The sequence below is a fragment of the Marinobacter caseinilyticus genome (assembly GCF_011074955.1).
Taxonomy (GTDB): domain Bacteria; phylum Pseudomonadota; class Gammaproteobacteria; order Pseudomonadales; family Oleiphilaceae; genus Marinobacter; species Marinobacter caseinilyticus.
The window spans coordinates 76,082-101,477 of record NZ_WUQJ01000023.1; the positions used below are offsets into that span (position 1 = coordinate 76,082).

Here is a 25,396-nt window from a genome sequence, read left to right on the forward strand (position 1 = left end):
GGTCAATGCCCCCAGACTTCGCTGGCATCTTCGTCAGCGCGAGTGGGCTTGATCTCGTTCGGTTCCAGATCCTGAATCACCAGGAGCGGAGTTTCACCGTAAATGAGGGCATTCAGCGGCAAGGCCCCCAACGGCCAGTGGTTGATGCCGGAATGCCCGTGCGCGGCCATCACCACCAGGTCCACCTGACCTTTACGGGTCAGGTTCCAGACCGCCATGATCGGTGACTGCCCAGACACCACCTGGCCCTCAACCCGCAGCCCCTCCTGTGCCCAGCGTTCACGAATACGATTCTGATAGCGTTCGAGCGTTACACGCTGCTGCTGCTCCAACTCCTCCAAAAACATGCGACGCTCGTCTTGTGGCAGCAGTCCGTAACGCTCGGAGAGCGATTCCACAACCGACACCAGCAGCACATCGCTGCCATCCGCCCGTGCCAGCGCCTCCACGGGCGTCAGTACGCATTCCGCGCGCTTGCTACCATCCAAAGGCACCAGTAAACGGGTGTATTGCTGCTCTTCAAGCAACCCACACTGTTCACTGAATGCTCGCACGAGCAAAAAGGATACATGCGCGTGAAGAACCGATTTGTGCACCACGCTCCCCAGCATATAATGGCTGTGGCCACCAATACCGTGACTGGTCATGACCAATAGCGTCGGGCCGTCACGGCGAACGAAATCGATGATCTGGTCCACGGGCTCGCCTTCCAGGGTCATGACCCTGGGCTTGAGCCCCAGCCCCCCGAGTCGGGACGCTACGGTATCGAGATAGGCGCTTGATTCCGCCCGCAGTGCTTCCCAGGTGATCGGATCTGGTGGGTAACCGTTGCCGGAGGACTCCTCACTGTTGATAACGCGAACCAGCACCAACTGGGCATTAAACGCTTTCGACAGACTGATGGCATGAGGCAGGCCCCACTCCGCAAGACAGGACCCATCCAATGGAATAACAATACGCTCGAACATAAACTCGCCTCCTTTGCGATGCGGAAGGCCCCGCAGGCTGGCGCCAATCCATTACCTCGCTGACCATGAGCTGGCAACCGACGCCCGCCCATAACAAATACGCGCGGCCTACTACCGTTATATCCAATTACTTCTGGCGGCTTTATCAGCCAAACTCCTATTTCCATGTGAATGACAAAATCAACGGCGAAAGCTCAAGCCGCGACCATTCACAGCAGCTCACTCGAGTTAGCGGCGGTGCCTACCTGCGGTCAGTCATCCGGCGTGCGCTAACGGGGCCGGTCGCAAGCACTTGGCCGGGACTCGGCGGTGACAGCCGTTGAGCCGTGCCGCGCCAACCCGGCCCGCGCCTGCAGCCTCGTAGCGACAGCGCTGAGCAGCGCTTCGGCCACCGATCCGACCGTCGCTGCGACCGCGGGCGACAGTCCGGTACCGACTTCGAACGAGGCCGCTTCAATGGCACAGACCCGGCAGTCCGGCGGCAGCAAACCCAGAGACCGAGCCAGTTCGATGCCGTCCGCCAGCCCCAGTGCGTGGGAGGAGGCCGCTCCCGACAGCGGAGGCAAGGGGGTTTCCGTGACATCAAAAAAACAATGGCTGCCAGGTGTCGCGCCGGTTCGGGCGGCATCGACCAGTAACACCGAGTCGGCCCCCGCCATGCAATCCAGTAACCGGCCGATGTCGCCATCGTTCGTCAACACAGTGAACTCTCTGCTCCGCTGTTTGCGCAGTGTCGCGGCCACGACCAGGCCCACCGCATCGTCGCCCCGGTCGGCATTGCCAACCCCGATGATCCGGACCGGACCGGGCCTGTTACTCATGGCGCACCTCCAGGTTCAGGAAGTGCGTGGCACAGGAAATACAAGGGTCGTAATTGCGCACGGTTTGCTCGCACCGCGCGCGCAGGGCCGTGTCGGGCAGATCCAGCCAGTCATTGGCCAACACTTTAAGATCCGCCTCGATACTGGGTTGGTTCTGGGCCGTGGGGGGCACGATCTGGACGTCCTGAATAATGCCCTGGTCATCCAGTCTGTAACGGTGGAACAGCAACCCCCGGGGGGCCTCGGTACAGGCGCAGCCCTCTCCGGCGATCGGTTCTATCGTCTGCGCGGGCGCTGCCGGTTCCTGGTAATTTGCGATCAGACGCAGGGCTTCGTCGCAGGCGTGAAGCACCTCCACACTGCGCACAATGATGCTGTGGAACGGGTTGTGGCAGGTGGTGCCCAGCCCCGCCTCGGCGGCGGCTTCCCGGGCCAGCGGTGCCAGGCGGTCGTGGTTGAGGCTGTAGCGGGCCAAGGGCCCCACCAGATAGGCTTCCTGCGACCGCAAGTGTGAATGCAAAGCGGTCGAGTGGCGGACCTGGGACTCGACAAAATGGTGGTTATAATCCCCGGCGGCAATGTCCAGCCCGCGGTTGGACACGATGCGCCCTTCATTCATGGGGTATTCGTCGGGGTGGCGCAGGGCCACAAACTGGTAGCCCCGGTCACACTCGGGAAAGTCGAAACCGGCGACCCAACGGACCGTGTCCAGTGCATCCTCGCGTGCCCGCTTCAGGGTTTCGGCCAGCGGCGCCAGTTCGCGGCGCCTGGGCGCGCGATAGAATCCACCAACGCGCACGTTAATGGGATGAACCTCTCGCCCGCCCAACTGGGCCATCACGGTATTGCCGGCTTTCTTCAGTGCCAGCCCCCGGCGCAGCAGAGCCGGGTGGTCGCGGCCCATGTCCACCGCACCGGCATAGCCCAGAAAGTCCGGGGCGTGCAGCAGGTAAATGTGCAGGGCATGACTCTCAATCCATTCGCCACAATAGAGCAGCCGCCGCAAGTCTCGCAGTGGCCTGTCGAGCTGCAGGCCGAAGGCAGCCTCAATCGCATGTACAGCGCTCATCTGGTAGGCCACCGGACAAATGCCGCAAATGCGTGCGGTAATATCCGGCGCCTCGGTATACGATCGCCCCCGCAGCAGCGCCTCGAAGAAGCGCGGAGGCTCAAAAATACGCAGCTCCGCATTCCGCACCGCGCCATCCTTGATGGTCAAACGCAAAGCGCCCTCGCCTTCCACCCTGGCCAGGTAATTCACACTGATCGTCCTACGACTCATGGCGCTGGCTCTCCTCTTGGAAGGGCGCGGCCCCGGCATTGAAACTCCGGTAGAACCGCAGCCGCTCGGGGCGGGTCATGCCCAGCGTCGCCAACTGTCCGCTCAGCGCCGGCAGGTTAGTGTTCTCCTTGGGCCCGTAGCAGCCATAGCAACCCCGGTTATACCCGGGGCACAGGGCCCCGCAGCCGGCATGGGTGACCGGCCCAAGACACGGCGTGCCGTGGGCCACCATGACGCACACGGTGCCCCGCAGCTTGCACTCAATACAGACGCTGTGCGCCGGGGTAACCGGCCGGCGCCCACACAGGAAAGCCGAAATGACTTCCACCAGCTGCACCTTATTGATGGGACACCCGCGCAGCTCAAAGTCCACCGGTACATGATCGGCAATGGCGGTCGACGTCGCCAGCGTGGCGATGTACTCGGGGCTGGCATAAACGACGTTCACGAAGGCATCAATATCGGCGAAATTACGGAGTGCCTGAATGCCTCCGGCGGTGGCACACGCGCCGATGGTCACCAGGGTGCGCGACCGCTGGCGGACCCTCTGGATGCGTTTCGCATCACCGGCGGTGGTGATGGAACCCTCCACCAGGGACACATCGTAGGTGCCGCGAATAGGTCCCCGCATGGCTTCGGGGAAATAGGCAATGTCCACCGCTCCGGCAATGTCCAGCAGTTCGTCCTCACAGTCCAGGAAGCTGAGCTGGCAACCGTCGCACGAGGCAAATTTCCATACCGCCAGGCGGGGCTTGCGACCGGGGCGGTTCATCTTAAAGCTCCTGCAGGCTGAGCAGCCCGCGCAAACGAGGATACGGCAGCACTGGCCCATCCTTGCACACAAATACGCCACCAAACTGGCAATGGCCGCAATGCCCGAGCGCACACTTCATGTTGCGCTCCATGGACAGGTAGATGCCCGCTGGCGCCAACCCGGCATCCAACAGCGCACTGGCGGTCAGGCGCATCATGACTTCCGGACCACACAAGAACGCCACGGTGTTGCTGGCATCGAAGCCGAGGGTCGGCACCAGCGCCGGCACCACTCCGACCTGCCCAGGCCACTCGCTGCCCGCGTGATCGACGGTAACCCGCACCTCCAGGTCCTGTCGCCGCCGCCAGCCGTCCAGCTCGTCGCGGAACAGGATGTCGCTCGGGCTGCGGGTGCCGTACAGCAGCGTGATTCGACCGTACCGTTGCCGGTAACGCAACACGTGGTAGAGCACTGGCCGCAGGGGCGCCAGTCCTAAGCCTCCGGCAATCAGCGCCAGGTCTGCCCCTTCCGCTGCCGCCAGCGGCCAGCCAGTACCGTAAGGACCACGTTTGCCAAGACTGGCGGCTATGGGCAATTCCGTCAGTGCCCGGGAGACCGGTCCCACGGCTCGCACAGTGAAGCAATGCCGATCCCGCCCCGCCGGGTCGCCGCTGAAGCTGACCGGGATCTCTCCCACGCCAAATACGTACAGCATATTGAACTGACCCGGTGTGAAGGCAGCCAGCTCATCCGGGCCCGTCTCGACGTCCAGTGTCCAGGTGGTCGCCAGTTCCTGTCGGCGCTGCATCACCTTGACCGGCATCGGCATCATGAAGTCGGGCGGCGGCATGGTTACTGGTCCCTGTCGCCGTAGACATCGAGAATCTGCAGCCGCGTGGCCTGCAAGCGGGAAATCAGTATGGGCAACAGCCGCTGCAGAACCTCGTAGCCCAGGGCCGGGTCGGCGTCGCATTTCTGACGCAGGCAGCGGGCATCCACGGCGATGGCGCGGGTCAGCTCGATGGCGCGTGCATCGTAAGCCCAATGGTAGGGAGGCACCGCCCATGACACTCCGACCAGGTCACCGTCCTGCAAGGTCTGGAAGCTCAACGACCATTTTCCGGGCACTGCGATTTCCAGGGCCACCCGGCCATGGCGGATAAGGTAGAGCTGGTCGGCGTCGCCGCCTTCGTGAAACAGGTACTCCCCCGGTTCGAACCGCACGTTACGGGCACAACCACATACCAACTGGCAAAAACTCGGATCCAGCCCCTGAAAAAACGGGTGCTCGCCCACCAGTTGGGCAATGTCTTTCACCTCGCCTCTCCCTTGCCCTTTGGTGAGGTGTCGTGAATCGCGCGCACTTCCTCGGTGAGGTCAATCCCCACCGGACACCAGGTAATACACCGGCCGCAACCGACACACCCGGAGCTGCCGAATTGTTCCACCCAGGTGGCCAGTTTGTGGGTCATCCACTGCCGGTAGCGCGACCGTGTCGATTGGCGGACACTGCCGCCATGAAGGTATGAAAAATCCGCCGTAAAACAGGAATCCCAGCGGCGATGACGCTCTGCCGTGGTGCCCGCCAGATCCGAGCTGTCCTCAACGGTGCTGCAGAAGCAGGTGGGGCAAACCATCGTACAATTCGCACAGCTCAAGCAGCGCTGCGCCACATCGTCCCAACGGGGATGGGTTAAATTGTCCAGCAGCAACGCCGGAATATCCGTATCGGGCATGGTGCGCCCCATGCTACGGCGGGTGTTCTCCACCACGGCCCACGCCGCCTGTAGATCCGCCCGGGTGGTGTTGCGCCGGGGCAGCTCGGCCATGACTTCGAGACCTGCCGGCGAGCCAGACTCAACCAGAAAGCGGTGGGGCCCTTCGTTCAGGAGTTCGGTCAGTGCCAGATCAAACCCTGTTTTGACCTCGGGACCGCACGCCATGGATGCGCAAAAACAGGTCCCGCCCGCCTCGCTGCAATTCAGCGCGACGATAAAAGTGCCCTCCCGGCGCGCCTGATAGTCGGGGTCGGAATAGGCGTCGCCCATGAACACCCGATCCTGAATGGCGATGGCGTTCAGTTCACAGGCCCGCACGCCCAAAAAAGCGAAGCGGGGCGGATCCGGCCTTTCATCTTTGAAGTAAAGCCGGTCACCGTCCTTGTTTGCCTGCCAGAGGCTCTGATGCGGGGGGTACAAAAAGCGCTTCCAGGAATGCGGGCCGACCGCATAACCAAAGTAAGCGCCATCAGCCCGGGGACGCAATCGATAGTGCCCGCCGTCCTGCTCGTCGCTCCAGCCCTGCGGCAACTGGTCAATATCGGTCAGTGTGTCGTAGACAATGGCCTGATCACGAATTTGAGGTCCCACCACCTGATAGCTTCGGTTGAGCAGTGCTTCAATCAGGCACTGCAGGCCCTCGGATGTGATAACTGCGGTATCGTTGTAGTCGTCCATGTCCGCCTGGCCCGCCGATCAAACCCAGAAACAGCCCACTTTTGGATTATGCCTCTGCACGCCTGGGGAGGCGTTGACCCTGGTCAATAATTGATCACTCGCGCCCGACACAGCGCAGGGCCAGTCGCAGGTAGGCGGCAGCAGTTTCGGTCCTGTTTTCAAACCCTTCAAACCCGGCGCTGTAACGAAGTCAGCTCTTCCCAATCTTTTGCACCAGTACGTTAACTGCGTCATGGGCGACTGTCGCTTTTATTGGTAGTTTGATGCGGTCACCCACGTTCATTCGCAGGCCAATCATCGGAGGATTTACCCCATGGATCAGACTCGATCCACCTGGAAGCGTTTCAGCGTCGGCATCGCCGTCGCCGTATCACTGACCACGAACGTTTACGCCGCGTCAGTGAATACCATTTTCGCCGCCGAAAACTCCCTGTATGGGCGTGGCTATGACATTGGTCAGGCGGACGGTTGGCTGGACGGCGACCTCCGTGCTGCGATCAAGCGCTTTCAGTCCGGTACCAAGGGGCTGAAGGCCACCAGCAACCTGGACCCCGATACGCTGAAGGCGCTGGGGATTGCGTACGAGGGTGCAACCGTCAGTGACAATGCGCTTGCGACTCCCAACGCGGCGTTGAACGCCTTGGGCCTGACGCCGAGCCACGGCTATTCAGCCGTACCGGCTACCATATGGGCGTCCGCGCCTGAGCCCAAGCCAAGACCAAAACCCGAGCCAGCACCGCAAGCGCTGGCAAGCGCCAAACCGGAACCGGCCCACTCGACCGTGATCGCCAAACCCGAGCCCCGCAATGCCACTGGGACCGCGCCCAAACCGGACCGGAAGCCAACCGTAACCCGGTCAGCGCCTGCCCGGCCCGCGCAACCCCCGGCCGCCGAACCCCAGCCCGCACCACCGGTAATGGACACGCCCGTTGTGGCCGCCGCTTCGAGTGACACGGGGTCTGCCGAGCCGGCACCGGTGCCGGAAGCCAAACCGACCAAACCCTTCTCCGACCCAGTGGCAACCGAGGTCGCCAAAGAACAGAGTGCCCCTGCGACAACATTGTCGGTGGAGGCGCCAACCACGCACGAGACTTCACCAGCCCTCGCACCTGCCTCCGCACCGGAAGCCGACGTCGCCAAGACCGGCGTCAACGAGCAAAAACCTCAGAAAACTGGCGCCCGTGGCGGCGATTTCTTCAGCTCGCTGTTTGACTTTCTGTTCGGGTGGATCGTCTGACAGCACAAGGCGCTGACGCTCAGCACCCTGTTGCTCGCACCGGAAGCGGCAGAAGACGATCGGTGATCGCGCCATCGTCCACTTCAAGCCGGCCCACCGTGATGGGCTGTTTCGGTGGCTGATCGGTTGCCCAGCTACGAAGCCCGCTGTCGAAAAGCCATTCGATCGAATCCTTTTCAAGGTCCGTGCCCCACCTTTAAATACTGGCCGCTCTTATCCAAGCGGTTATGCCCTGCAATGGCCGTTGCTTTACTTACGACAACCTTTGCATTGGCGCTTTAATCGACACCCGCGAACCCATCGATCCTGGATTCTGCCGAGTCGCCTATCCCAACGTTCTTCAACACATTGAGCTGATCACCCGCGTTACGACACTGCGGCCTGTAGAATATGGAACTATGATTGAAGTGGTGGGCCTTGCCAGCGACGCCAAGACCCATCACGCTGACTGCTGTGTTTTGAGTTTCCGCCAACGGATGGCCCAAGGTCCCTGAACGACGGTTGGAGATCCACTGTAAGTGAATTTGTACCCACGAGTGGCGGCATTCTTTGCCATGCGACCTGCTCTTTTTCTGGGGAGCGGACAAGACAGTAAAGGTCTGTTTTATCGCTGTCTGAAATTAAAATGAGGTTGCCATGAAACCCAGATTCAGTCTGGTGGGCCGTTACACTCTTCTTTCACTGACCCTGATGGTCGGTTCGATTGCGTTACTGAGCGCGCTTTACGCCGCAGTCTCGGACTTGCTGACGGAACGTCTCGCCGGAGAGCGCCTGGAGGCCCAGGTCGCCGGCAACGTCAATCGTCTGACCAGTTTCATCGAAAACCGGATCTACCAGCTCGAAACCCTGTCCACCCATCCCTCTACCCCTCTGTACCTTTCTTATAACGATGCGGTGCCCGAGGGTGTCAAAGAATTAGTCAGGGTGGAGGCGGATTCACCGGATCTCTACGGTGTTCTGTTTTTCGATGGCAATGAGGCACTGACCGATGTCATTCCTGGCCAGGCCGCTTCCGGTAGCCCCTACTGGGACCGTGAGAGCTGGACACTGAAGGGCCTGCCTACCGTTACTTTTGGCAACAGCGAGATCATCGGTCCCTCTTTGCCAGGCGGCGACGGCCCCGCCTGGCTGTTAATCCGTCAACCTTTGCGGAACAGTGCAGACCAAGCGATCAAGGGCTCCATTGGTCTGCACGTGCGGTTAGCGTCGCTCACCGAATTGATGCGCACTGAAAATCTCGCGGGCATTCTGACCTTCTTTTTGCGCACACCCGCTGGCGACCTGATCGATGCTACCGGCAACCTGCAGACAACCACGCCAGAGGCCCTGCGTACCGGGCCGGAAGTGCTGCCCGGCTGGCGTATTGATTACGTGGTTTCCGCGAGTGAAATCCTGAGTCCATTGCGGGATGCCCAGCTCGGACTCTACGCTTTGGCCAGCGTAATGGTCCTCGGCACGGTGGCTTTATTCTGGGCGCTGGCGAGGAGCCTGCGTCGGCGGGTGGCCCGACTGACCCAAGGCGCTGAAGCCTTTGCCTCCGGTGATCTGAAATTTCGTTTGTCGGCACCCAAGAATGATAAGGATGAGATCGATGTGCTGGCCCATGCCTTCAATGCCATGGCAGACCGTCTGCAAGAGATGATCCAGCGTACGGTCCAGGCGGAAAAACTGGCCGTGCTCGGGGAGTTTGCCACGGGGGTCGCCCATGAAGTTCGCAATCCGCTGGCCACTATCAAGCTGACAGTGCAAGCACTGGAGAAAGGCGAAGCCGATGACCAAAGACGGGATCTGCTGATCTCGCTGGAGGATGAAATCGATCGGCTCAACCGAGTGGTCGGTAACTTGCTCGATTACGCCCGCCCAGTTGCCGGGGCGCCTCAGCCAGTCGATATCAGACGGATATTCCGCCATGCATCCGTGCTCACCTCCGGGCTGGCAGAAACTCACCATGTGACGGTAAGCACCAGCGGCGATCCAAGACAATCCGTGTACGCCAGCCCGGATCAGGTGATCCAATGCCTGGTAAACCTGGTGGCCAATGCTATTCAGGCCTGCGAGCCGGGCGGTGTCGTTCAGCTACGAACGTTCCGCAACGGAGACCGGACCACCGTGGATGTCACTGACAATGGTAGCGGCATGCATGAAAGTGTCCTGCAACGAGTCACGGAACCCTTCTTCACCACGCGCCAGGAAGGCACCGGTCTCGGATTAAGCATCACGCACCAGTTGATCAAACTCAACGGGGGTGACTTGCTCATCCAGAGCACTAAGGGAGAGGGCACCACCGTTTCCGTCACCCTGCCGGCGGCAAATAGTGATAACCTTTTGATGGCGCACAATACACAAAAACAACGACCTGCTGACAATCGACATGCCTTCACAGATCCTGATCATTGATGACGAAAAAAGTTTTGTCCGCTCACTCACCTTCGCCCTGAATCAGGCTGGGTTTCACAGCCAGTGCGCCTATTCGGGTGAAGCGGGCCTTGCCGCCATGGAAGACAGCCTGCCAGACCTGGTGCTGCTTGATTTGCGGCTGCCCGAAATGAGCGGCATGGATGTGCTGTTCGAAGCCGCCCGACTGTACCCCGAACTGCCGGTAGTGATGATATCCGCCCATGGCGATACCCGGGCGGCGGTGCAGGCGGTCAAAGCCGGCGCAACCGACTATCTCACCAAACCCTTTGCCCTTGACGAATTGCTGCACCTGATCCGCAACATCACCGAGCGCACCCGCATGCAGGAGGAGATCACCTACCATCGCACCCGGGGGGCCACTTCATCCGGCCTGGTAGGCTCCAGTGCGGCCATGGCGCATCTTTGGCAGACCGTCCAGCGCGTCGCCGGCAGCAGTGCGGGCAGAATTCTTTTGCTGGGTGAATCCGGCACCGGCAAGGCCGTCGTGGCCCGAGCCATTCATGAGCAAAGCGTGCGATCCGCCGGGGCTTTTGTCGAGATCAATTGCGCCGCCTTACCGGAACAACTCATCGAAGTGGAACTGTTTGGTGCCGAAAAAGGGGCCTACACCGGCGCTCACCAAAAGCGCGCGGGTCTGGTGGCTTTGGCCCATCGCGGCACCCTGTTTCTCGATGAAATCGGCGAACTGCCCCTCGCCCTGCAGGCCAAGTTTCTGCATTTTCTGGAAAACGGCGACTACCGTCCCGTCGGCGGCGGCAGCAACCATACCGCGGATGTGCGGGTAATTGGAGCCACCAATCGTTCCCTGGAAGAGGAAGTCCGCCTGGGCCATTTTCGGGATGATCTCTATTTCCGGCTCAATGTCATTGAGATGACCGTCCCACCACTGCGTGAGCGGGACGATGACCTTCGCGAACTGCTGGACGCCTTCATTGACTCACAAGCCCGGGAAGAAGGCTGTCGCCCCATCACGATCCCTCAGGAAACTCAGGAATTGCTGCTGGCCTACAGCTGGCCGGGCAACGTTCGCGAGTTACGCAATCTCGTGGAACGCCTGACCATTCTCCACCCCGGCCAGTTGATCCGAAGGCAGCACCTTCCCGCCGAATTCCACGCTGTCGGCGAGTCGCGCGGGAATGATCCCACCTCGACGGCCGCCTCCCTTGACCAGCATCTGCAGCGTGCCGAACGCCAATTGGTGCTGGAGGCTTTGGAAAAAGCCGGCGGCCGCAAGGGTAGGGCCGCCGAACAGCTGGGGCTTTCCCGGCACGCTTTCAAACGCCGTCTGCAACGGTTGGGTATCACCTGAGCAATTGAGCGCAAATCGCTCTTATGGGTCGCCCGCCTGAGCGCTTTGCGCTCATAAAACCGCCTGATGTTCAGACCGGGAAGCCTCGTTCGACGGGCGCCCCGCCTGAAAGCGCCCGACACCGACACTGGCACCCGTTTTGCTTACTACCTTGTCAGTTGGTTCACAATAAAAACACGTAACCACATGCCGGAACATTCTGGCTGGGGAGACTGACTTGCCTGGACTGCGGGCTCGCTTACGCCAAGCGCCGATCATCCTTTGCACAATCACCTTCCTGGGTGGTCTGCTGACCAATGCCAGTGTTGCTTTCGTTATGCTGCTCGTTATGAGCTCGGGGCACGCGACGGTCCCTGCACAGGTCACACCTTTTGTAGGGCGGGCCGAGCTCGGCGCACCTGAAGAGACCGCAGACGCTACCGTCGCCTGCATGTTCCCGATGACAGGTCGCTCTGCCAATTATGGCAAGGACAGCATCGTCGGTATCAAACTCGCCCTTGAAGAACTCGCGGCTGATCCTGACTCGCCCAGGTTGCGAGTGATCGTGGACGACTCCCGTTCCAAGTCTTCCTTTGCTGTTCGCATGGCGGAAGACTTTATTCACCAGGATCACGCCGACATCCTCTGCGGCATGGTCAGTTCGGGTGTGGGCATGGCCGTCAGTCGTCTGGCAAAAGAGCGAAAAACCATTCTGATCGGTACCGATCACGCCTCCTCGAGGGCCACCCTGGAGGAGGGCCACAAATACTACTTCAGGGTCTCCAGCGATACCTGGTATTCCCACGCCGCCGGTGCCCGTTACCTGAAAGAATTACAACAGACAAACGGCTGGAACAAGCTGGCCTTCCTCGGACCCGACTATGAGTATGGCCGGGTCGCCTGGCGCGACCTCCAGCAGGCCCTGGGGCTAGTCGGGGTGGATTATGAGGTGACAGGCACTTACTGGCCCAAACTCTACGAACCGGACTACTCACTTTACATCCAGGCGTTGCTTGAATCGCCACCGGACGTGCTGGTGGTGTCGCTGTGGGGCGGGGACTTCACAGCCTTCATTGAGCAGGCCCGCACCACCCGTTTATTCAAGCAGATGCGAGTGGCCAATCTGGATGCGGGCGGTGACTACGAAACCCTGGTCAGTCTGGGCCCAAAGGCCCCGGAAGGGCTCATTCTGTCCGCCCGGCACCATGTGAACTGGCCTGACACTCAGCTCAACCGCCATTTCGTCAATCGTTTCCACGCCCTGTCAGGACACTACCCCAGTTACCCCGCGCAAGGTGCCTACGCAGGCATCCTTACCATCGCCCTGGCCATTCGCAAGGCCGGCAAGGTCACCGACACCGAAGCCATGATTTCGGCGCTGGAAGGTTTACGCATCCGCCTGCCCAAAGATCCAGAGGGCTATGTTTCCTATATTGATCCGGGCACCCACCAGATTGTCCAGGCGCAGGCCGTCGGCACACCGGTACCCAACACTCACTATCCGCCGGCCCAGGTCATGCTGGGTAACTGGCACATTTACGATGCTGAATCCCTGAAACCGTCCCCCGCTCTCGTCAAGAAGCGACGCGGTGAATACGACAACTGACCTCTCGTCAGCTGTTTTTCACAATAACAATGAAGGAGAAGACAATGGGACACTCCCTACAACCCAAATCCTGGCAGCGGACGCTCTTGGGCACCGCCACCTCTCTGGCCATAGCCTCCGGTGGCATCTTGGGCTTCGCTGGCTCCGCCAGCGCCCAGGAAGACACCTTCAAAGTCGGACTGGTGACCTTCCTGTCAGGCGGTGCATCCGGACCATTCGGGGTTCCGGCGGCGCAGGCCGCGGAGACCGTGATCAAGGCCATCAACGAAGGCACCCTGCCGGCACCCTACAACACCAAGGGTATTAATGGCTTGCAACTGGAGTCGGTGGTCATCGACGAAGCCGGTGGACCGACTAAACAAGTGGAGGAATACCGTAACCTGGTCCAGCGTCAGAACGTCGATGCCGTAATTGGCTACATCTCAAGTGGTGATTGCCTGGCCGTCAGCCCGGTCGCCGAAGAGCTGAAGACGTTCACCATCGCCTTTGACTGTGGCACACCGCGACTTTTCCCGGAACTGGAAAGTCCAAAGTACTTTTTCCGGACTGGCCTCGATGCCACTGCAGATAATGTTGGCGCCGCCCACTATCTGAAAGAAACCCGCCCGGACATCACACGGGTGGCCGGTATCCAGCAAAACTATGCCTGGGGTCAGGATTCCTGGAACGATTTCCAGCTCTCCATGAAACAATTAATGCCAGGTGCTGAGTTTGTGGACAATCAGACGCCGCAGATTTTCCAGGGCAGTTACGGCACCGAGATTTCAGCACTCCAGACCAACCGTCCCGAAATCATCCATTCGAGCATGTGGGGTGGTGACATGGAAGCGTTCGTGGCTCAGGCCAATGTGCGCGGCCTTCTCGATCAGGCAACCGCATTGCTGACCACCGGTGAATCCGGCTTTAACCGATTCAAAGGCCAGGCGCCTGACGGCACCATTCTCGGTGGTCGTGGGCCATTCGGTGCGTTCATGCCGGATAACGATCTGAGCGAATGGTTCTCGAAAGCCTATGAAGCGCAACATGGCGTGCCACCGAGCTACCCATCATCGAAGATGGCTCAGGCTCTGCTGGCCCTGAAGTACGCAGCGGACAATTCCGGCGCTGAGGGTAAGCCGTCGGACGAGCAGTTGGCGTCTACGCTTAAAAGTGCAACGTTCGAATCTGTGAGTGGCACTGTGCGCATGGCCCTGGCTGATGGTCACCAGGCTCTGCAGCCGATGTACTACGGAGAATACTACTATTCATCGGAAACCGGCCCGGAGCTTCGCAACATTCGTTCCTACTCCGGTGCCTGCGTGTCTCCACCTGATGGTCACGATGCCCAGGAGTGGATCAAGAGTGGCTTCCCGCAAGCCGATTGCAACTGATCCACCACCCTGGTTCCGGTGCGCCTGAGTGGGGCACCGGAACTCTTTTCAACAGGAGTAGACGCAGATGCTAACCATCTGGGCAATTCTTATAGACGGCCTTATCTACGCATCCTGGCTGTTTCTTGTCGCAGCCGGGCTGACCGTCATTTATGGCGTTATGCGAATCCTGAACATGGCTCACGGCAGCCTCTACGCTCTTGGTGCCTACGCCTCAGCGTCATCCATAGGCTGGTATTACGCCAATGGTGGGGATCAACTCTGGATTGCCTTCGCGTTGCTTGCCGGCTGCGCCATCGTTATCGGAGCCATTGCCGGATTGATCATGGAGCGGGGAGTATTGCGCCTGATGTATGGGCGTGACGAAGTACTGATGCTGATTGTTACTTTTGCCCTGCTGTTAATACTCGAAGACCTTATGAAGCTGGCCTGGGGAACGACCCCTTATTTTGCCTATCAGCCGTACGCCGCCCTGGGCCGTTTCAATTTCGGCGTACTGAGCGTATCCGGCTATCAGATCATGGTGATTGGTGTATCCGTGGTGGTCGGTGCCATCCTGTGGTTCTGGCTTGAACGAACCCGCACCGGGAAGATACTGCGTTCCATTATTCACGATCGCGAAGTGTCCGAGGCCATGGGCGTCAATGTCCGCCGGATGTTTACCATGACCTTTGTGATCGGAGCCGGCCTCGGCGCGATTGCCGGCGGTTTTACCGCGCCTATTATTTCTGTGGTTCCGGGCATCGGAGTTGAGGTCATTGTGGTCGCCTTTGCGGTCGTCGTGACCGGAGGGCTGGGCAGCATAACCGGTGCCGCCATCGGGGCACTGATCGTCGGTCTTGCCAGGGCCGCCTCGATCCACACCATGCCGCAACTGGAGCTGTTCATCATTTATGCCGTCATGGCTTCGGTCCTGATCTTCCGCCCCAACGGACTGTTCGGTCAGGCCACTGCGAGGAAAATATGATGCATCTGCAAAAATCAGAAGTATTGCTGATTGTGGCGGCCCTGGTGCTTGGACTGTCATCGTTCATCAGTCCTGACTGGCTCGTCTTTACGTCAACACTGGCCATTGCCGCCGCCCTCGTCGTCATGGGAGTGGTCATGCTGATGCGCGCCGGCCTGATTTCCTTCGGCCAGGGGCTATTCTATTGTATGGGCGGGTATGCTGTTGGTCTCGGCGGACGCTTCCTGGATGTCACCGATGCGCTGGCCTTGATTGGCCTGGGCGTCTTAGCAACCGTTGCTTTGGCCATGGTGCTGGGGCTGTTGCTGACACGTTACAGGGAAATCTTTTTCGCCATGCTCACGCTGGCTTTTTCCATGATCCTCTACGGCATCCTGGTGAAGAGCCATGGGCTTGGCAGCACCGATGGCTTTGGCGTGGTGGACTGGTCGATTCTGGGTTATCAGCCGGCTCAGGGCCACGAGAGCAGTACCGCTCTCTGGCTGGCAATTGTCCTTGCCCTGGCCGCGGCGCTGTTCCTGAATCGCTATTTCCAGTCCAGTCTCGGGCTGGCCTGCGAGGCAATCCGCGAGAACGAGGTCCGCGTTGAATATATGGGTATCTCGCGGCGCCAGGTGCTGTACATCAATTACGTTATTGCGGCCGCTCTGGGGTCCATTGGCGGTTCACTGACCGCTCTGACCGCCGGACATGTCGACCCCACCATGGCTTATTGGACAATTTCTGGTGAGTTTGTATTCATAGCACTGCTGGGCGGGACCGGTCACGTTGCGGCACCGTTTATTGCGGCGTTCATCTTTATCCTGGTAAGAACCTACGCGGTTGAGCTGTTCCCGAATTCCTGGCAGCTCATTCTGGGGGTTGTTCTGTTGCTGATCATCCTGTTCCTGCCAAAAGGTATCTGGAGCCTGTTTACCCGCAAGCGGAGGGCTGAGGCATGACCGATATATTAAAAACGCAAGGCCTGTCACGCTATTTTGGTGCGGTGGTCGCCGCAGAGGACATTAACGTCACCATTACCGACGGTGAAATTGTCGGGGTCATCGGCTCCAATGGCGCGGGCAAGACCACTTTTATCAACATGGTCACCGGTTACCTGCCCCCCTCCTCCGGCATCATCAACTTCGGCGGTCAGCCTATTGGGAATCTCGGCCCCCGGAAACTCATGCGCCGCGGTCTGGCACGCTCGTTCCAGATTCCACAGCTGTTTCTGGAACTGTCCGTATTGGACAATCTCGCGATTGCTCTGTCTGCGGCGGAAGGCAGGCAACTGAATATGATCCGCCCGGTGCGTACACCGGAGCGTATTTCGGCGGCCGACGACATTCTGGAGCAGATGAATATCACTCAATACCGCAATGAAATGGTCACTGCCATGCCCCAGGGTGCCCGCAAATTGCTGGACATTGCCATCGCCATGCTGGGTGATCCGAAGATGTTGCTGTTGGACGAGCCCACCAGCGGTGTCAGCACGGACGAGAAGTACAACCTTATGGATACTGTAATGGAGGTGGTTCGTCGGCGCGGTCTGACCGTGCTTTTTGTCGAGCACGACATGGAGATCATCCAGCGCTACGTCACCCGGGTATTGGCCTTTGCCAGCGGCGTTGTCATCAAGGATGGCGCAGTCGACGAGGTTCTGGCGGATGCACAGGTACAGGAGCTGGTGACCGGCAAACGCCACCAACCGCAAACCGAGCAGGGAGACGTCTGACATGAGTCTTATCATCACCCACCTTGACGTCTCGATCGAAAAGATCAGTATTCTGCGTGATATAAACCTGACTGTCCCCAGCGGGGAGATGGCCAGCCTGATTGGTCATAACGGGGCCGGCAAGACGACGTTGATCAAGGCCATCATGGGTCTGCTACCGGCGGATGGCGGAAAAATCGAGTTCAAGGGGAAAGACCTTACCCGCTTTGCGTCCTATAACCGCGCCAGCATGGGGATCAGTTATATGCCGGAGGACCGTCGCCTGATTCCGGAACTGACCGTCACCGAAAATATACTGATGCCGGCCTGGGCAAACAAAATCAAGGACGGTGAAGAACGGCTGAAATGGATTTTCTCCCTGATGCCGGAAATCGCTGATTTTGGAGCGCGCAAGGCCCTTCAACTTTCCGGTGGCCAGCAAAAACTGGTCGCCCTGGCCCGCGCCCTGATACCAGGCCGGGAGCTGATCCTGCTGGATGAACCCTTCGAAGGGGTCGCGCCGGTGCTCGCCAAGCGACTATCTTCTGTAATAGCAGACCTGCGTGGGGAGGGCCTGACGGTATTAATCGCAGAATCGGACGACACCCACTCCGCGGACCTGGTAGACACCACTTGGCGAATCGAACGCGGTTCCGTTTCGGCGGGTCGTGAACACGCGCCTGTGTCAGCGGACTAAGAGCCGAATGACGAAGACTCAAGGAGAATCTCAATGAAAATTCGTGCAGCCGTTCTACAAGCCATTGGTGCAGAGCGCCCTTATCAGGACACCAAACCGCTCATCATTGAAGAGCTGGAGCTGGACCCGCCCGGTGATAATGAAGTATTGGTCCAGATCAAAGCCGCCGGTCTGTGCCACTCCGACCTGTCAGTGATCGATGGTAACCGTCCGCGCCCGGTCCCCATGGCGCTGGGCCATGAAGCCGCCGGTATTGTAAAATCGGTCGGCAGCGGGGTCCGCGATCTGAAACAAGGGGATCATGTGGTCGCCGTCTTCGTACCGAGCTGTGGCCACTGTGCCCCTTGCGCAGAAGGCCGGCCCGCTTTGTGCGAGCCGGCAGCAAAAACCAACAACGCCGGTACCCTGGCCTGTGGCGAACATCGACTGCACCGGTCCGATGGTACTGCGATCAATCATCACCTGGGGGTTTCAGCATTCGCCGATCATGCCGTGGTGTCACGGGATTCCCTGGTCAAAGTCGATCCGGCACTGCCCCTGCATCACGCGGCCCTGTTCGGCTGTGCGGTACTGACCGGTGTGGGTGCCGCTATCAACTCAGCCAACATCCGGATCGGTCAGACAGTAGCCGTCATCGGCCTCGGCGGTGTCGGCCTGAACAGTGTGCTGGGGTCCCTGGTGGCCGGGGCCGGGGAGGTAATTGCAATCGATCTGGACAACAGCAAGCTCGCGCTGGCGAAGGAGCTGGGCGCCACCCACGTTTTCAACTCTGGCGAAGATGGGTGCATCGAGAAGATAAAAACCCTGACCAGTGGCGGTGTGGACTGCGCCATCGAAATGGCCGGATCCGAAAAGGCCCTGGAGTTCGCCTACCAGATCACCCGTCGTGGCGGCACGACTGTCACCGGGGGGCTAGCCCACCCGGATAAGAAAGTCGCCATCCAGCAGGTCAGTCTGGTTGCTGAAGAACGAACCCTGAAAGGCAGCTATGTCGGCAGCTGCGTCCCCGTGCGTGATATTGCCCGTTATGTCACCCTTTTTCGTCAGGGCAAGCTGCCGGTGGACAAACTGCTCAGCGGTACGCTAACGCTGGACGAGATTAACGAGGGATTTGAAAGGCTGGCCTCCGGCAAGGCCGTCCGCCAGGTTATCCTGTTTGATTAGAGCCCCATCTGATTGGATGACGCGAGCGGGGCCCGTTTCCCGGACTGATGTCCGGACCGACACGCTTGATGAGAGAAAACTATGTCCCTGCAACTGAAGAATCCAGCTCTTCTCCGCGAGCGCGCTTATATCAACGGGCAGTGGGTCTCGGCCCTTTCCGGTCAGAGTCTTACCGTCAGTAACCCGGCTAATGGCGAGCCTCTGGCCAGCGTGCCCGATATGGATGGCGGCGACACGAGACTGGCCATTGAGGCCGCCGAAACCGCTTGGCCGGCTTGGCGCAGCACTCCTGCCAAGGAGCGCGCCATTATTCTTCGAAAGTGGTTCAACCTATTGCTCGACAACCAGGAAGACCTGGCACGCCTGATGACAGCTGAGCAGGGTAAGCCGTTGGCCGAATCCCGAGGCGAGGTTGCCTATGGGGCCAGCTTCATCGAATGGTTTGGCGAGGAGGCCAAGCGTGCTTACGGCGATGTGATTCCAGGGCATGGCAAAGATAAGCGTATCGTGGTGATCAAACAGCCCGTCGGTGTTGTTGCAGCGATTACCCCCTGGAATTTTCCGATTGCCATGATCACCCGCAAAGTGGCACCGGCCCTGGCGGCCGGCTGCCCGGTCGTGGTCAAACCGGCGGAAGACACGCCGCTCTCGGCCCTGGCCATCACCGCGCTGGCCGAGCAAGCCGGCATACCGGCCGGGCTGATCAACATCATCACCTGCTCGAAGGCGCATGCCGCTGCCGTCGGCGATGAACTGACCGGCAACCCCAGCGTGCGTAAACTGTCTTTTACCGGATCCACCCCCGTCGGCAAACTCCTCATGCGTCAGGCCAGCGAAACGGTTAAGAAAGTCAGCCTGGAACTGGGTGGGAACGCACCGTTCATTGTATTTGACGACGCCGATCTCGATGCCGCGGTCGCAGGCCTGATGGCGTCCAAATACCGCAACACGGGCCAGACCTGCGTTTGCGCTAACCGGGTCTACGTTCAATCCGGTGTGTATGACGCGTTCGTCGAAAAGCTCAAGGTCGCTGTTGGCATGCTGGTGGTTGGCGCCGGTCTTGAGGGTGACACTCACCAGGGACCGCTCATTAACCCCGCAGCACTGGAAAAAGTGCGACGTCATATTGCCGACGCCACATCGAAGGGTGCTGACATCGCTCTGGGCGGGAAGCCCCATGCCCTGGGAGGCACCTTCTTCGAGCCCACCATTCTCACCGGTGTGACCCAGGACATGCAGATCGCCAGCGAGGAAACGTTCGGTCCGGTGGCACCGTTGTTTCGATTCGAAACCGACGACGAGGCGATCGCCCTGGCCAATGATTCCGAATTCGGGCTCGCCGCTTACTTCTACAGCACCAATATCCACCGTATCTGGCATGTGGCCGAGGCACTGGAGGCCGGTATGATCGGCGTCAACGAAGGCATCATTTCAACGGAAGTGGCACCATTCGGGGGGATCAAGGAAAGCGGTCTCGGCCGGGAAGGTTCCCGCTATGGTCTGGACGAGTACATGGAACTCAAGTACCTCTGTCTCGGTGGTATGCGATAACGTTAGACGCCCTCGGTTGATCGCCGTCGCGGCTTTGCGCCAGAATCACGACGGGACAACCCAGCCTAAGGAATTGTCAGGAGCCCGACAGTGCAACGCGAAGACTTCACCATTTTTTACCCCGTCACCACGCGATGGATGGACAACGATGTGTATGGGCACATTAATAATGTCACTTACTATTCCTACTTCGACTCCGCCATAAACCGCTACCTGATCGAGGATGGGGGCCTGGATATTCACAACGCCCCCATCGTGGGATATATCGTCAGCTCCAACTGTCAGTTCCGAAAACCGGTCGCCTACCCAGAGGCCATCGAATCAGGACTGCGGGTGGTGAAAATCGGCAGAAGTTCGGTGACTTATGAGGTCGGCATTTTCAGAGCAGGCGATCCCGAAGCGGCCGCATTCGGGCAGGTTGTGCACGTGTTTGTGGACCGCAAGGAGAATGCGTCGGCCCCCATCCCCGGTGAAATTCGGGCAGCACTTGAGCGGATACTGGCAAACTGAATACCAAGGCAACGGATGTTGCCATGCCGCACAAAGTGGCTGAAGTAAGAGTCCGTCCCAGTTCGCCTGACCATGATGGCCCCGAGCAATAACCCAGGCTCTTCGTCGCCATTACACAGCACATTAAGGCGCCGAATGTGCCTCTCCATGCCCCAGCGCCGCCACCCTCTGGCGCACGAGCCCGGCCTGGTGCCGGGCCCGGCCGGCCAGTTTGCCCGCCAGTCGGACGCTGTCACCCAGGTGAGACTCCGGGGCCAGGGCCGCTATGACCTCTGCCTTTGGCATGACGGCGTTGATCAATTTGTTGTCAGACAGAATATTGGCCACGGGACGATTGGTGCGGGCAGCGTGAATGGCCGCCTCGTGAACGACATCGTGAGCGACTTGTCGACCCATGCCATGACTGGCCAGTTTCATCATCACGTTTTCACAATTAATCATGCCACCGGTCAGGCCAAGATTCGCTCGCATTCGCTCCGGCACCAGCCGAACCCGGGTCAGCAATTCTTCCAGACCCGCCAGCATCTCAATGGCCAGCGGGCAGGCCGTGTCGATGGCTGAGTAGAGAATTTTGCTCGGCACCGCGTCGCCTTCATGACTGATGTGCCCGGCGTCCAATGCCAGATTCACCTGGGCCCGAAGCTGCGCCGCCACGGCAATAACGTTGACGGACAGTTTCGGGTTAACCTTCTGCGGCATGGTGCTGCTGCCAACAACGTCGGCGCCCAGGTCTTCATAGACTTCGCCATATTCCTCCGACATCAGCACGTAGAGTTCCTGAGCTATTTTTGAGCAGGAGGACGCCAGTAAACCGAGCAACAACACGTACTCCACCATGTGGTCATTGACCGATCGACTGGGAACGTCGAAACAGCCGAGCGCCAGTTTGTCGGCCAGTTTCCGGCTCAACGCTTCGCCCGCGTCGCCGAATGAATGCATGGCGCCGACAGCACCCCCAAAAATCAACGTAAAGACTCTTGGCTCGGCGGTTCGCAACCGTTCCTCGTGCCGCAGCAATTCATCAATCCAGGCCGCGACTTTGAAGCCGAACGTAATCGGCAACGCATGACGGCGCTGGGTTCGCCCCGCCATCACCAACTCCGCCCCATTTTCAGCCTGCACTGCCAGTGCGTCCAGGCACCCTGCCAGATGCCCCAGCAATCGTTGGTGGGACTCACGGATCAGCAGCACTTCCGCCGCTTGCATGACGTTCTGGGTGGTCGCCCCCCAATGCACATAATCGCCCGCACCCCGCTCGCAGACGCCTGCGAGGAAACGGACCAGAGAAACAATAGGCGCTTTGGTGATCTCTATATCCGCCAATAACGCCGTCCGGTCAATCCATTCAAGCTTACCTTTATGCGCAATTTCTTCAGCCGCTTCGATGGGAATCATGCCAAGCTCGGCCTGGCTTTCGGCCAAGGCCACCTCAATATCCAGCCACGCCTGTATTTTTGACGATATCGAGAACAGCTCACCAACCGGTTTTCGTCCAGACGAAGGGTCAGACTCATTCTGAGGTGTCGTCTTCATAACATACCTTCTTGATTACTCGATTCAGTCGGTTGGCGACTGACCCGACCCAGTTACGCCGGCCCTGACGTTGTCCAGCAGGAGGAAATCCGAAATGACGGCGTTGTATTGCGGGGCATCCTCAATGTAAGGGGCATGACCCAGCCCGGCCAGTTGGACGTGTCGCACGTTTGGAATCATCTGTAACAAAGGCTGAGCCTTTGTCAGCGGGGCCACCTTGTCCTGGTCACAGGTGATCACCAGTGTGGGCGCCCGAATCCGCTTCAGGTCGGGGGTCAGGTCCGCGGTCTGAATGGCCCAGGCGGCGGCTGCGACGCCCTCCGCCCTGGACTCGGCGGCGATCTGCGCCACAGTGTTGAACACCTCCCCGGCCGTGCCGGCTGGCAGCATGCCTTTTGCGCGGCGCTCGCCGTAGACCTCGGGCGGCAGGTCCCTGAGTTCTGCCAGCCGTCGGCGGTAGCGTTCATCGGCACCGCCGTCCCGGCTTAACCCGTGCCCGGCGTGAGTGCAGGAAAGGACCAGGCGGTTGACCAGGTCGGGGGCCAGCGTGGCAATTTTCATGGCCACCAAGCCCCCCATGGAGTGGCCGACAATACTCACCGGTACCGGCGAGGCGTGCCTGATAAAGTCAATGGCCACCCAGGCCAGCTCGGCCACGGAATCGCCCGCGACATCCGAGTTGCCATAGCCGGGCGCATCCCAGGCCATCATCTTCATCTGCGGCGCCAATGCCTGGAGTTGTCCCTGCCAACTCGAGGCATTGCCGTTAAGACCGTGAAGGAACAACACCGGTTCACCCCGACCGCCGTCAAGAAAGCTGAGCCAACCGTGATCCAGACGGACGCGGTCTCGTGGCGTTGGCCTTCCGGAACCAAGAACATCGTTCATGTGTGAACTCTCTGTGCCGTGGAATGGAACACTTATTCAGCGACCGAAAAGGGGTCTTCGCCCTCATCAGAGCCCTGGAGCAACTGGTCAATCTCGCTTGGCCTGCTGTCCTCCTCACTGGACGCCCGGTCGCCGGAAAACAACGGCTCCTCCACCTTACCGGCCAGCAAGTATTTGGCGCCGGCCTCCGACATTTCTCGGCCACTGTGGCCGATGCCATAAACCGTGCGGATCTCCCAATTAAACTCGGCGTTCAACTCCTCCGCCTTGGCTTTGCTGACCCAGTAAAAGTTCTTGCCCTTTTCAAGGCGGTGGGCGCCTTGTGCCCGGGCGATCTCCAGTTTGCTCAAGAGGCGGTGGGAGGGATCGTTGTCGCCGGTGCCCAGCATAACGACCAGGTGATGAGCGTACGCTGGCTTCAGATCCGCTTCTTCAATGCCGGTGTTCTTGAGGCCGTAGCGCAATGGCAGGCTCCAGTCCGGAAAGGTATAGGTACCGGAGTTGGCGGCGACCGCGGTGCGGATTCTGGCCTGCGGCCACAGCATGACCATGCGGGTGACAAACTGGGCGCCGCTGCCATGGCCCCAGATGTCGTACTCTGCGGTGGTCAGCCCAAATTTTTTGCGCAGTTGGTCAAAGGCCCTTTCCACCGCCGCAAAGGTGGACTGTTGCGGTGGGTTCCGCTCGCCTTTGGTGTCGTCGACGGACGACGAATCCGCCGTGACCCAGTTACCGGTCTGATAACCCCACCCTGTTGGAAAGTCTTTTTCAGAGACTTCCGGCGCCACAATCAGAACCCCGTACTGTTTGGCGTAAGAACCCCAGAAATCCCGGTAGACATCCGCATTACGCCGACCACCATGCATGACCAGCACCACGGGCGTATTCGCCGTCACTTCGTCCGGGCGGGAGTACCAGAGCCTCATGTCAACGGGCTTCTCATCCGTGCCCGCGGCCACCACGAATGAGCCATAGCTTTCAAAGGTGTCCGACTGGAAAACGTCCGTCTCGGCGTCTTCCGAATAAGCGGCCTTGCCCGGTGCCATGGTCTGGCAACCGGCAAGGAATGAAAACAGCCCAACTAGCAAAACAGCGATCGTCTTCATGGCGCGGATTCCTCCATATTGTTGTTGGATTCGTTGATTGACGGGTTGCCGGACCGGCCGACTGAAACCCCGGCCTTCCAGCATTTAACCAAAGTGGTATCGATCAGTTCGGACGCTGGCGCTTTGTCACGACACTGTTGCTCCGCAATGGGACAACGAGGGTGAAACGAGCACCCGGACGGCCGGTTTATCGGGTTGGGGAAATCACCCGAGAGCCCAAGATCCGGCACCGTCTCACCCGGCGAAATACTGAGCGCCGAGTCCATCAGCGCGCGGGTGTAGGGGTGTTTGGGGTCGGACATCACCTGGTCCCGATCACCGCACTCCACGATTTCACCCAAATACATAACGGCGACCCGATCGGCCATGTGCTCGACCACCGACAGGTTGTGGGTGACAAACAAATAGGTCAGATCCAACTCATCCCTCAGGTCGAGCAGAAGATTCAGAATTTGTGCCTGCACCGAGACATCCAGCGCCGATGTGGGCTCATCGCAGATGACAACCTCCGGGTTCATGATCAATGCCCGGCCGATCGCCGCCCGCTGGCGCTGGCCGCCGGAGAGCTGATCCGGGTAGCTGTTGAACACTCGGGCCGGTAACCCGACGAGCTCCATCATGCGATGGGTGTGCGCACGCTGTTCCGCTTTGGTACCGATCCGGTGCACCGCCAGCGGCTTGCCGATGATGTCCCCGATGGTCTTGCGCGGATTCAGTGACGAATATGGGTCCTGAAAAATCGGCTGGATCATCCGGGCGCGTTGCAACGGGGGCAGGTCTTCAATGCGCTGTCCATTCAGGATGACGGAGCCGCCACTGGGTGACTGGAGCCCCATAATGGTCCGAGAGAGGGTCGTCTTACCGCAACCGGACTCGCCGACAAGCGCCAGAATCTCGCCTTTTTCAATGCTCAGACTCACCTCGTTCAGCGCCTTGAGCGGCTTACGCTTGCCAAAAAGACCTCGGCGAACCGAAAAGGTACAACTGACCTGCTCTACGGTCAGAACCGTCGGTTTGGGTAATTGTGATGGCCCGGCGGCGCCTTCATGGGCGGCCGTTTCGACCGTCAATGGCTTTGCCGTGTCAT

At 59.7% G+C, this 25,396-nt stretch carries 23 protein-coding genes; 12 read left to right on the forward strand and 11 right to left on the reverse strand.

The features are described 5' to 3' along the window. Positions 1 to 2: 2 nt before the first annotated feature. From GRX64_RS12030 to GRX64_RS12060, 7 genes are all read right to left on the reverse strand, one after another. Positions 3 to 968: a universal stress protein gene (locus GRX64_RS12030; RefSeq protein WP_166267519.1), complete on the reverse strand. Its 966-nt coding sequence runs from the start codon at positions 966 to 968 to the stop codon at positions 3 to 5. A 269-nt stretch (positions 969 to 1,237) separates the two neighbouring features. Then, entirely contained in the window at positions 1,238 to 1,789 is a 552-nt protein-coding gene (locus GRX64_RS12035; protein ID WP_166267521.1) for a hydrogenase maturation protease, read from the reverse strand. After that, complete coding sequence (locus GRX64_RS12040; RefSeq protein ID WP_166267523.1) at positions 1,782 to 3,071, reverse strand: Ni/Fe hydrogenase subunit alpha; 1,290 nt, start codon at positions 3,069 to 3,071, stop codon at positions 1,782 to 1,784. Before GRX64_RS12040 ends, GRX64_RS12035 begins: the two co-directional genes overlap by 8 nt. Then, the gene (locus tag GRX64_RS12045) at positions 3,061 to 3,843 is read right to left on the reverse strand and encodes an NADH-quinone oxidoreductase subunit B family protein (RefSeq protein ID WP_166267525.1); all 783 of its coding nucleotides are present in this window, start codon (positions 3,841 to 3,843) and stop codon (positions 3,061 to 3,063) included. The genes GRX64_RS12040 and GRX64_RS12045 overlap by 11 nt, the downstream gene beginning before the upstream one ends. A 1-nt stretch (position 3,844) precedes the next feature. Beyond that, a complete protein-coding gene (locus GRX64_RS12050) occupies positions 3,845 to 4,675 on the reverse strand; it encodes an FAD/NAD(P)-binding protein (RefSeq protein ID WP_166267527.1) in 831 nt (276 codons plus the stop codon). 2 nt (positions 4,676 to 4,677) lie between these two features. Then, a complete protein-coding gene (locus GRX64_RS12055) occupies positions 4,678 to 5,142 on the reverse strand; it encodes a cyclic nucleotide-binding domain-containing protein (RefSeq protein WP_166267529.1) in 465 nt (154 codons plus the stop codon). Then, positions 5,139 to 6,281: a 4Fe-4S dicluster domain-containing protein gene (locus GRX64_RS12060; RefSeq protein ID WP_166267531.1), complete on the reverse strand. Its 1,143-nt coding sequence runs from the start codon at positions 6,279 to 6,281 to the stop codon at positions 5,139 to 5,141. Before GRX64_RS12060 ends, GRX64_RS12055 begins: the two co-directional genes overlap by 4 nt. 313 nt (positions 6,282 to 6,594) lie before the next feature. Between GRX64_RS12060 and GRX64_RS12065 the strand changes: the two genes are divergently transcribed. The 12 genes from GRX64_RS12065 to GRX64_RS12120 all read left to right on the forward strand — a co-directional run bounded on the left by GRX64_RS12065 (position 6,595) and on the right by GRX64_RS12120 (position 20,782). Beyond that, a complete protein-coding gene (locus GRX64_RS12065; RefSeq protein ID WP_166267533.1) occupies positions 6,595 to 7,518 on the forward strand; it encodes a peptidoglycan-binding domain-containing protein in 924 nt (307 codons plus the stop codon). A 636-nt stretch (positions 7,519 to 8,154) separates the two neighbouring features. Further along, positions 8,155 to 9,915: a sensor histidine kinase gene (locus tag GRX64_RS12070; RefSeq protein ID WP_166267535.1), complete on the forward strand. Its 1,761-nt coding sequence runs from the start codon at positions 8,155 to 8,157 to the stop codon at positions 9,913 to 9,915. Next, the gene (locus GRX64_RS12075; RefSeq protein WP_235937655.1) at positions 9,890 to 11,245 is read left to right on the forward strand and encodes a sigma-54-dependent transcriptional regulator; all 1,356 of its coding nucleotides are present in this window, start codon (positions 9,890 to 9,892) and stop codon (positions 11,243 to 11,245) included. Before GRX64_RS12070 ends, GRX64_RS12075 begins: the two co-directional genes overlap by 26 nt. A gap of 217 nt (positions 11,246 to 11,462) precedes the next feature. Further along, complete coding sequence (locus tag GRX64_RS12080) at positions 11,463 to 12,830, forward strand: ABC transporter substrate-binding protein (RefSeq protein WP_207308792.1); 1,368 nt, start codon at positions 11,463 to 11,465, stop codon at positions 12,828 to 12,830. 44 nt (positions 12,831 to 12,874) lie between these two features. Beyond that, a complete protein-coding gene (locus GRX64_RS12085) occupies positions 12,875 to 14,200 on the forward strand; it encodes an ABC transporter substrate-binding protein (RefSeq protein WP_166267537.1) in 1,326 nt (441 codons plus the stop codon). A 67-nt stretch (positions 14,201 to 14,267) separates the two neighbouring features. Next, entirely contained in the window at positions 14,268 to 15,167 is a 900-nt protein-coding gene (locus GRX64_RS12090) for a branched-chain amino acid ABC transporter permease (protein WP_166267539.1), read from the forward strand. Next, positions 15,164 to 16,108, forward strand: a complete 945-nt coding sequence (locus tag GRX64_RS12095) for a branched-chain amino acid ABC transporter permease (protein ID WP_345790077.1) — start codon at positions 15,164 to 15,166, stop codon at positions 16,106 to 16,108. Before GRX64_RS12090 ends, GRX64_RS12095 begins: the two co-directional genes overlap by 4 nt. Continuing rightward, entirely contained in the window at positions 16,105 to 16,881 is a 777-nt protein-coding gene (locus tag GRX64_RS12100) for an ABC transporter ATP-binding protein (protein WP_166267541.1), read from the forward strand. Before GRX64_RS12095 ends, GRX64_RS12100 begins: the two co-directional genes overlap by 4 nt. A 1-nt stretch (position 16,882) precedes the next feature. Next, positions 16,883 to 17,557: an ATP-binding cassette domain-containing protein gene (locus GRX64_RS12105; protein WP_166267543.1), complete on the forward strand. Its 675-nt coding sequence runs from the start codon at positions 16,883 to 16,885 to the stop codon at positions 17,555 to 17,557. Between the two features lie 33 nt (positions 17,558 to 17,590). Continuing rightward, a complete protein-coding gene (locus tag GRX64_RS12110) occupies positions 17,591 to 18,721 on the forward strand; it encodes a zinc-dependent alcohol dehydrogenase family protein (RefSeq protein WP_166267545.1) in 1,131 nt (376 codons plus the stop codon). Positions 18,722 to 18,808: 87 nt separating this feature from the next. After that, positions 18,809 to 20,272 (forward strand): NAD-dependent succinate-semialdehyde dehydrogenase, encoded by a 1,464-nt coding sequence (locus GRX64_RS12115; protein ID WP_282433950.1) that lies wholly within the window; start codon positions 18,809 to 18,811, stop codon positions 20,270 to 20,272. Positions 20,273 to 20,410: 138 nt separating this feature from the next. Continuing rightward, on the forward strand, positions 20,411 to 20,782 hold the full coding sequence (locus tag GRX64_RS12120) for an acyl-CoA thioesterase (RefSeq protein ID WP_166267847.1): 372 nt from the start codon (positions 20,411 to 20,413) through the stop codon (positions 20,780 to 20,782). 123 nt (positions 20,783 to 20,905) lie between these two features. On the opposite strand, the gene GRX64_RS12125 is transcribed toward GRX64_RS12120, so the two are convergent. Genes GRX64_RS12125 through GRX64_RS19595 form a run of 4 tightly spaced genes read right to left on the reverse strand, consistent with a single transcriptional unit; the run spans position 20,906 to position 25,379 of the window. Beyond that, on the reverse strand, positions 20,906 to 22,315 hold the full coding sequence (locus tag GRX64_RS12125; RefSeq protein ID WP_166267549.1) for a lyase family protein: 1,410 nt from the start codon (positions 22,313 to 22,315) through the stop codon (positions 20,906 to 20,908). Positions 22,316 to 22,339: 24 nt separating this feature from the next. After that, positions 22,340 to 23,203, reverse strand: coding sequence for an alpha/beta fold hydrolase (locus tag GRX64_RS12130; protein ID WP_166267551.1), 864 nt, complete (start codon positions 23,201 to 23,203; stop codon positions 22,340 to 22,342). A 32-nt stretch (positions 23,204 to 23,235) separates the two neighbouring features. Then, positions 23,236 to 24,309, reverse strand: a complete 1,074-nt coding sequence (locus tag GRX64_RS12135) for an alpha/beta hydrolase family protein (protein ID WP_166267553.1) — start codon at positions 24,307 to 24,309, stop codon at positions 23,236 to 23,238. Next, positions 24,306 to 25,379: an oligopeptide/dipeptide ABC transporter ATP-binding protein gene (locus GRX64_RS19595; protein WP_427901657.1), complete on the reverse strand. Its 1,074-nt coding sequence runs from the start codon at positions 25,377 to 25,379 to the stop codon at positions 24,306 to 24,308. Before GRX64_RS19595 ends, GRX64_RS12135 begins: the two co-directional genes overlap by 4 nt. Positions 25,380 to 25,396 lie beyond the last annotated feature (17 nt).

Coding starts and splice junctions, on each gene's coding strand:
- GRX64_RS12030 (WP_166267519.1), bottom strand. CDS start 968: ATGTTCGAGCGTATTGTTATTCCATTGGATGGGTCCTGTCTTGCGGAG.
- GRX64_RS12035 (WP_166267521.1), bottom strand. CDS start 1,789: ATGAGTAACAGGCCCGGTCCGGTCCGGATCATCGGGGTTGGCAATGCC.
- GRX64_RS12040 (WP_166267523.1), bottom strand. CDS start 3,071: ATGAGTCGTAGGACGATCAGTGTGAATTACCTGGCCAGGGTGGAAGGC.
- GRX64_RS12045 (WP_166267525.1), bottom strand. CDS start 3,843: ATGAACCGCCCCGGTCGCAAGCCCCGCCTGGCGGTATGGAAATTTGCC.
- GRX64_RS12050 (WP_166267527.1), bottom strand. CDS start 4,675: ATGCCGCCGCCCGACTTCATGATGCCGATGCCGGTCAAGGTGATGCAG.
- GRX64_RS12060 (WP_166267531.1), bottom strand. CDS start 6,281: ATGGACGACTACAACGATACCGCAGTTATCACATCCGAGGGCCTGCAG.
- GRX64_RS12065 (WP_166267533.1), top strand. CDS start 6,595: ATGGATCAGACTCGATCCACCTGGAAGCGTTTCAGCGTCGGCATCGCC.
- GRX64_RS12070 (WP_166267535.1), top strand. CDS start 8,155: ATGAAACCCAGATTCAGTCTGGTGGGCCGTTACACTCTTCTTTCACTG.
- GRX64_RS12075 (WP_235937655.1), top strand. CDS start 9,890: ATGCCTTCACAGATCCTGATCATTGATGACGAAAAAAGTTTTGTCCGC.
- GRX64_RS12085 (WP_166267537.1), top strand. CDS start 12,875: ATGGGACACTCCCTACAACCCAAATCCTGGCAGCGGACGCTCTTGGGC.
- GRX64_RS12090 (WP_166267539.1), top strand. CDS start 14,268: ATGCTAACCATCTGGGCAATTCTTATAGACGGCCTTATCTACGCATCC.
- GRX64_RS12095 (WP_345790077.1), top strand. CDS start 15,164: ATGATGCATCTGCAAAAATCAGAAGTATTGCTGATTGTGGCGGCCCTG.
- GRX64_RS12100 (WP_166267541.1), top strand. CDS start 16,105: ATGACCGATATATTAAAAACGCAAGGCCTGTCACGCTATTTTGGTGCG.
- GRX64_RS12105 (WP_166267543.1), top strand. CDS start 16,883: ATGAGTCTTATCATCACCCACCTTGACGTCTCGATCGAAAAGATCAGT.
- GRX64_RS12110 (WP_166267545.1), top strand. CDS start 17,591: ATGAAAATTCGTGCAGCCGTTCTACAAGCCATTGGTGCAGAGCGCCCT.
- GRX64_RS12120 (WP_166267847.1), top strand. CDS start 20,411: ATGGACAACGATGTGTATGGGCACATTAATAATGTCACTTACTATTCC.
- GRX64_RS12125 (WP_166267549.1), bottom strand. CDS start 22,315: ATGAAGACGACACCTCAGAATGAGTCTGACCCTTCGTCTGGACGAAAA.
- GRX64_RS12130 (WP_166267551.1), bottom strand. CDS start 23,203: ATGAACGATGTTCTTGGTTCCGGAAGGCCAACGCCACGAGACCGCGTC.
- GRX64_RS12135 (WP_166267553.1), bottom strand. CDS start 24,309: ATGAAGACGATCGCTGTTTTGCTAGTTGGGCTGTTTTCATTCCTTGCC.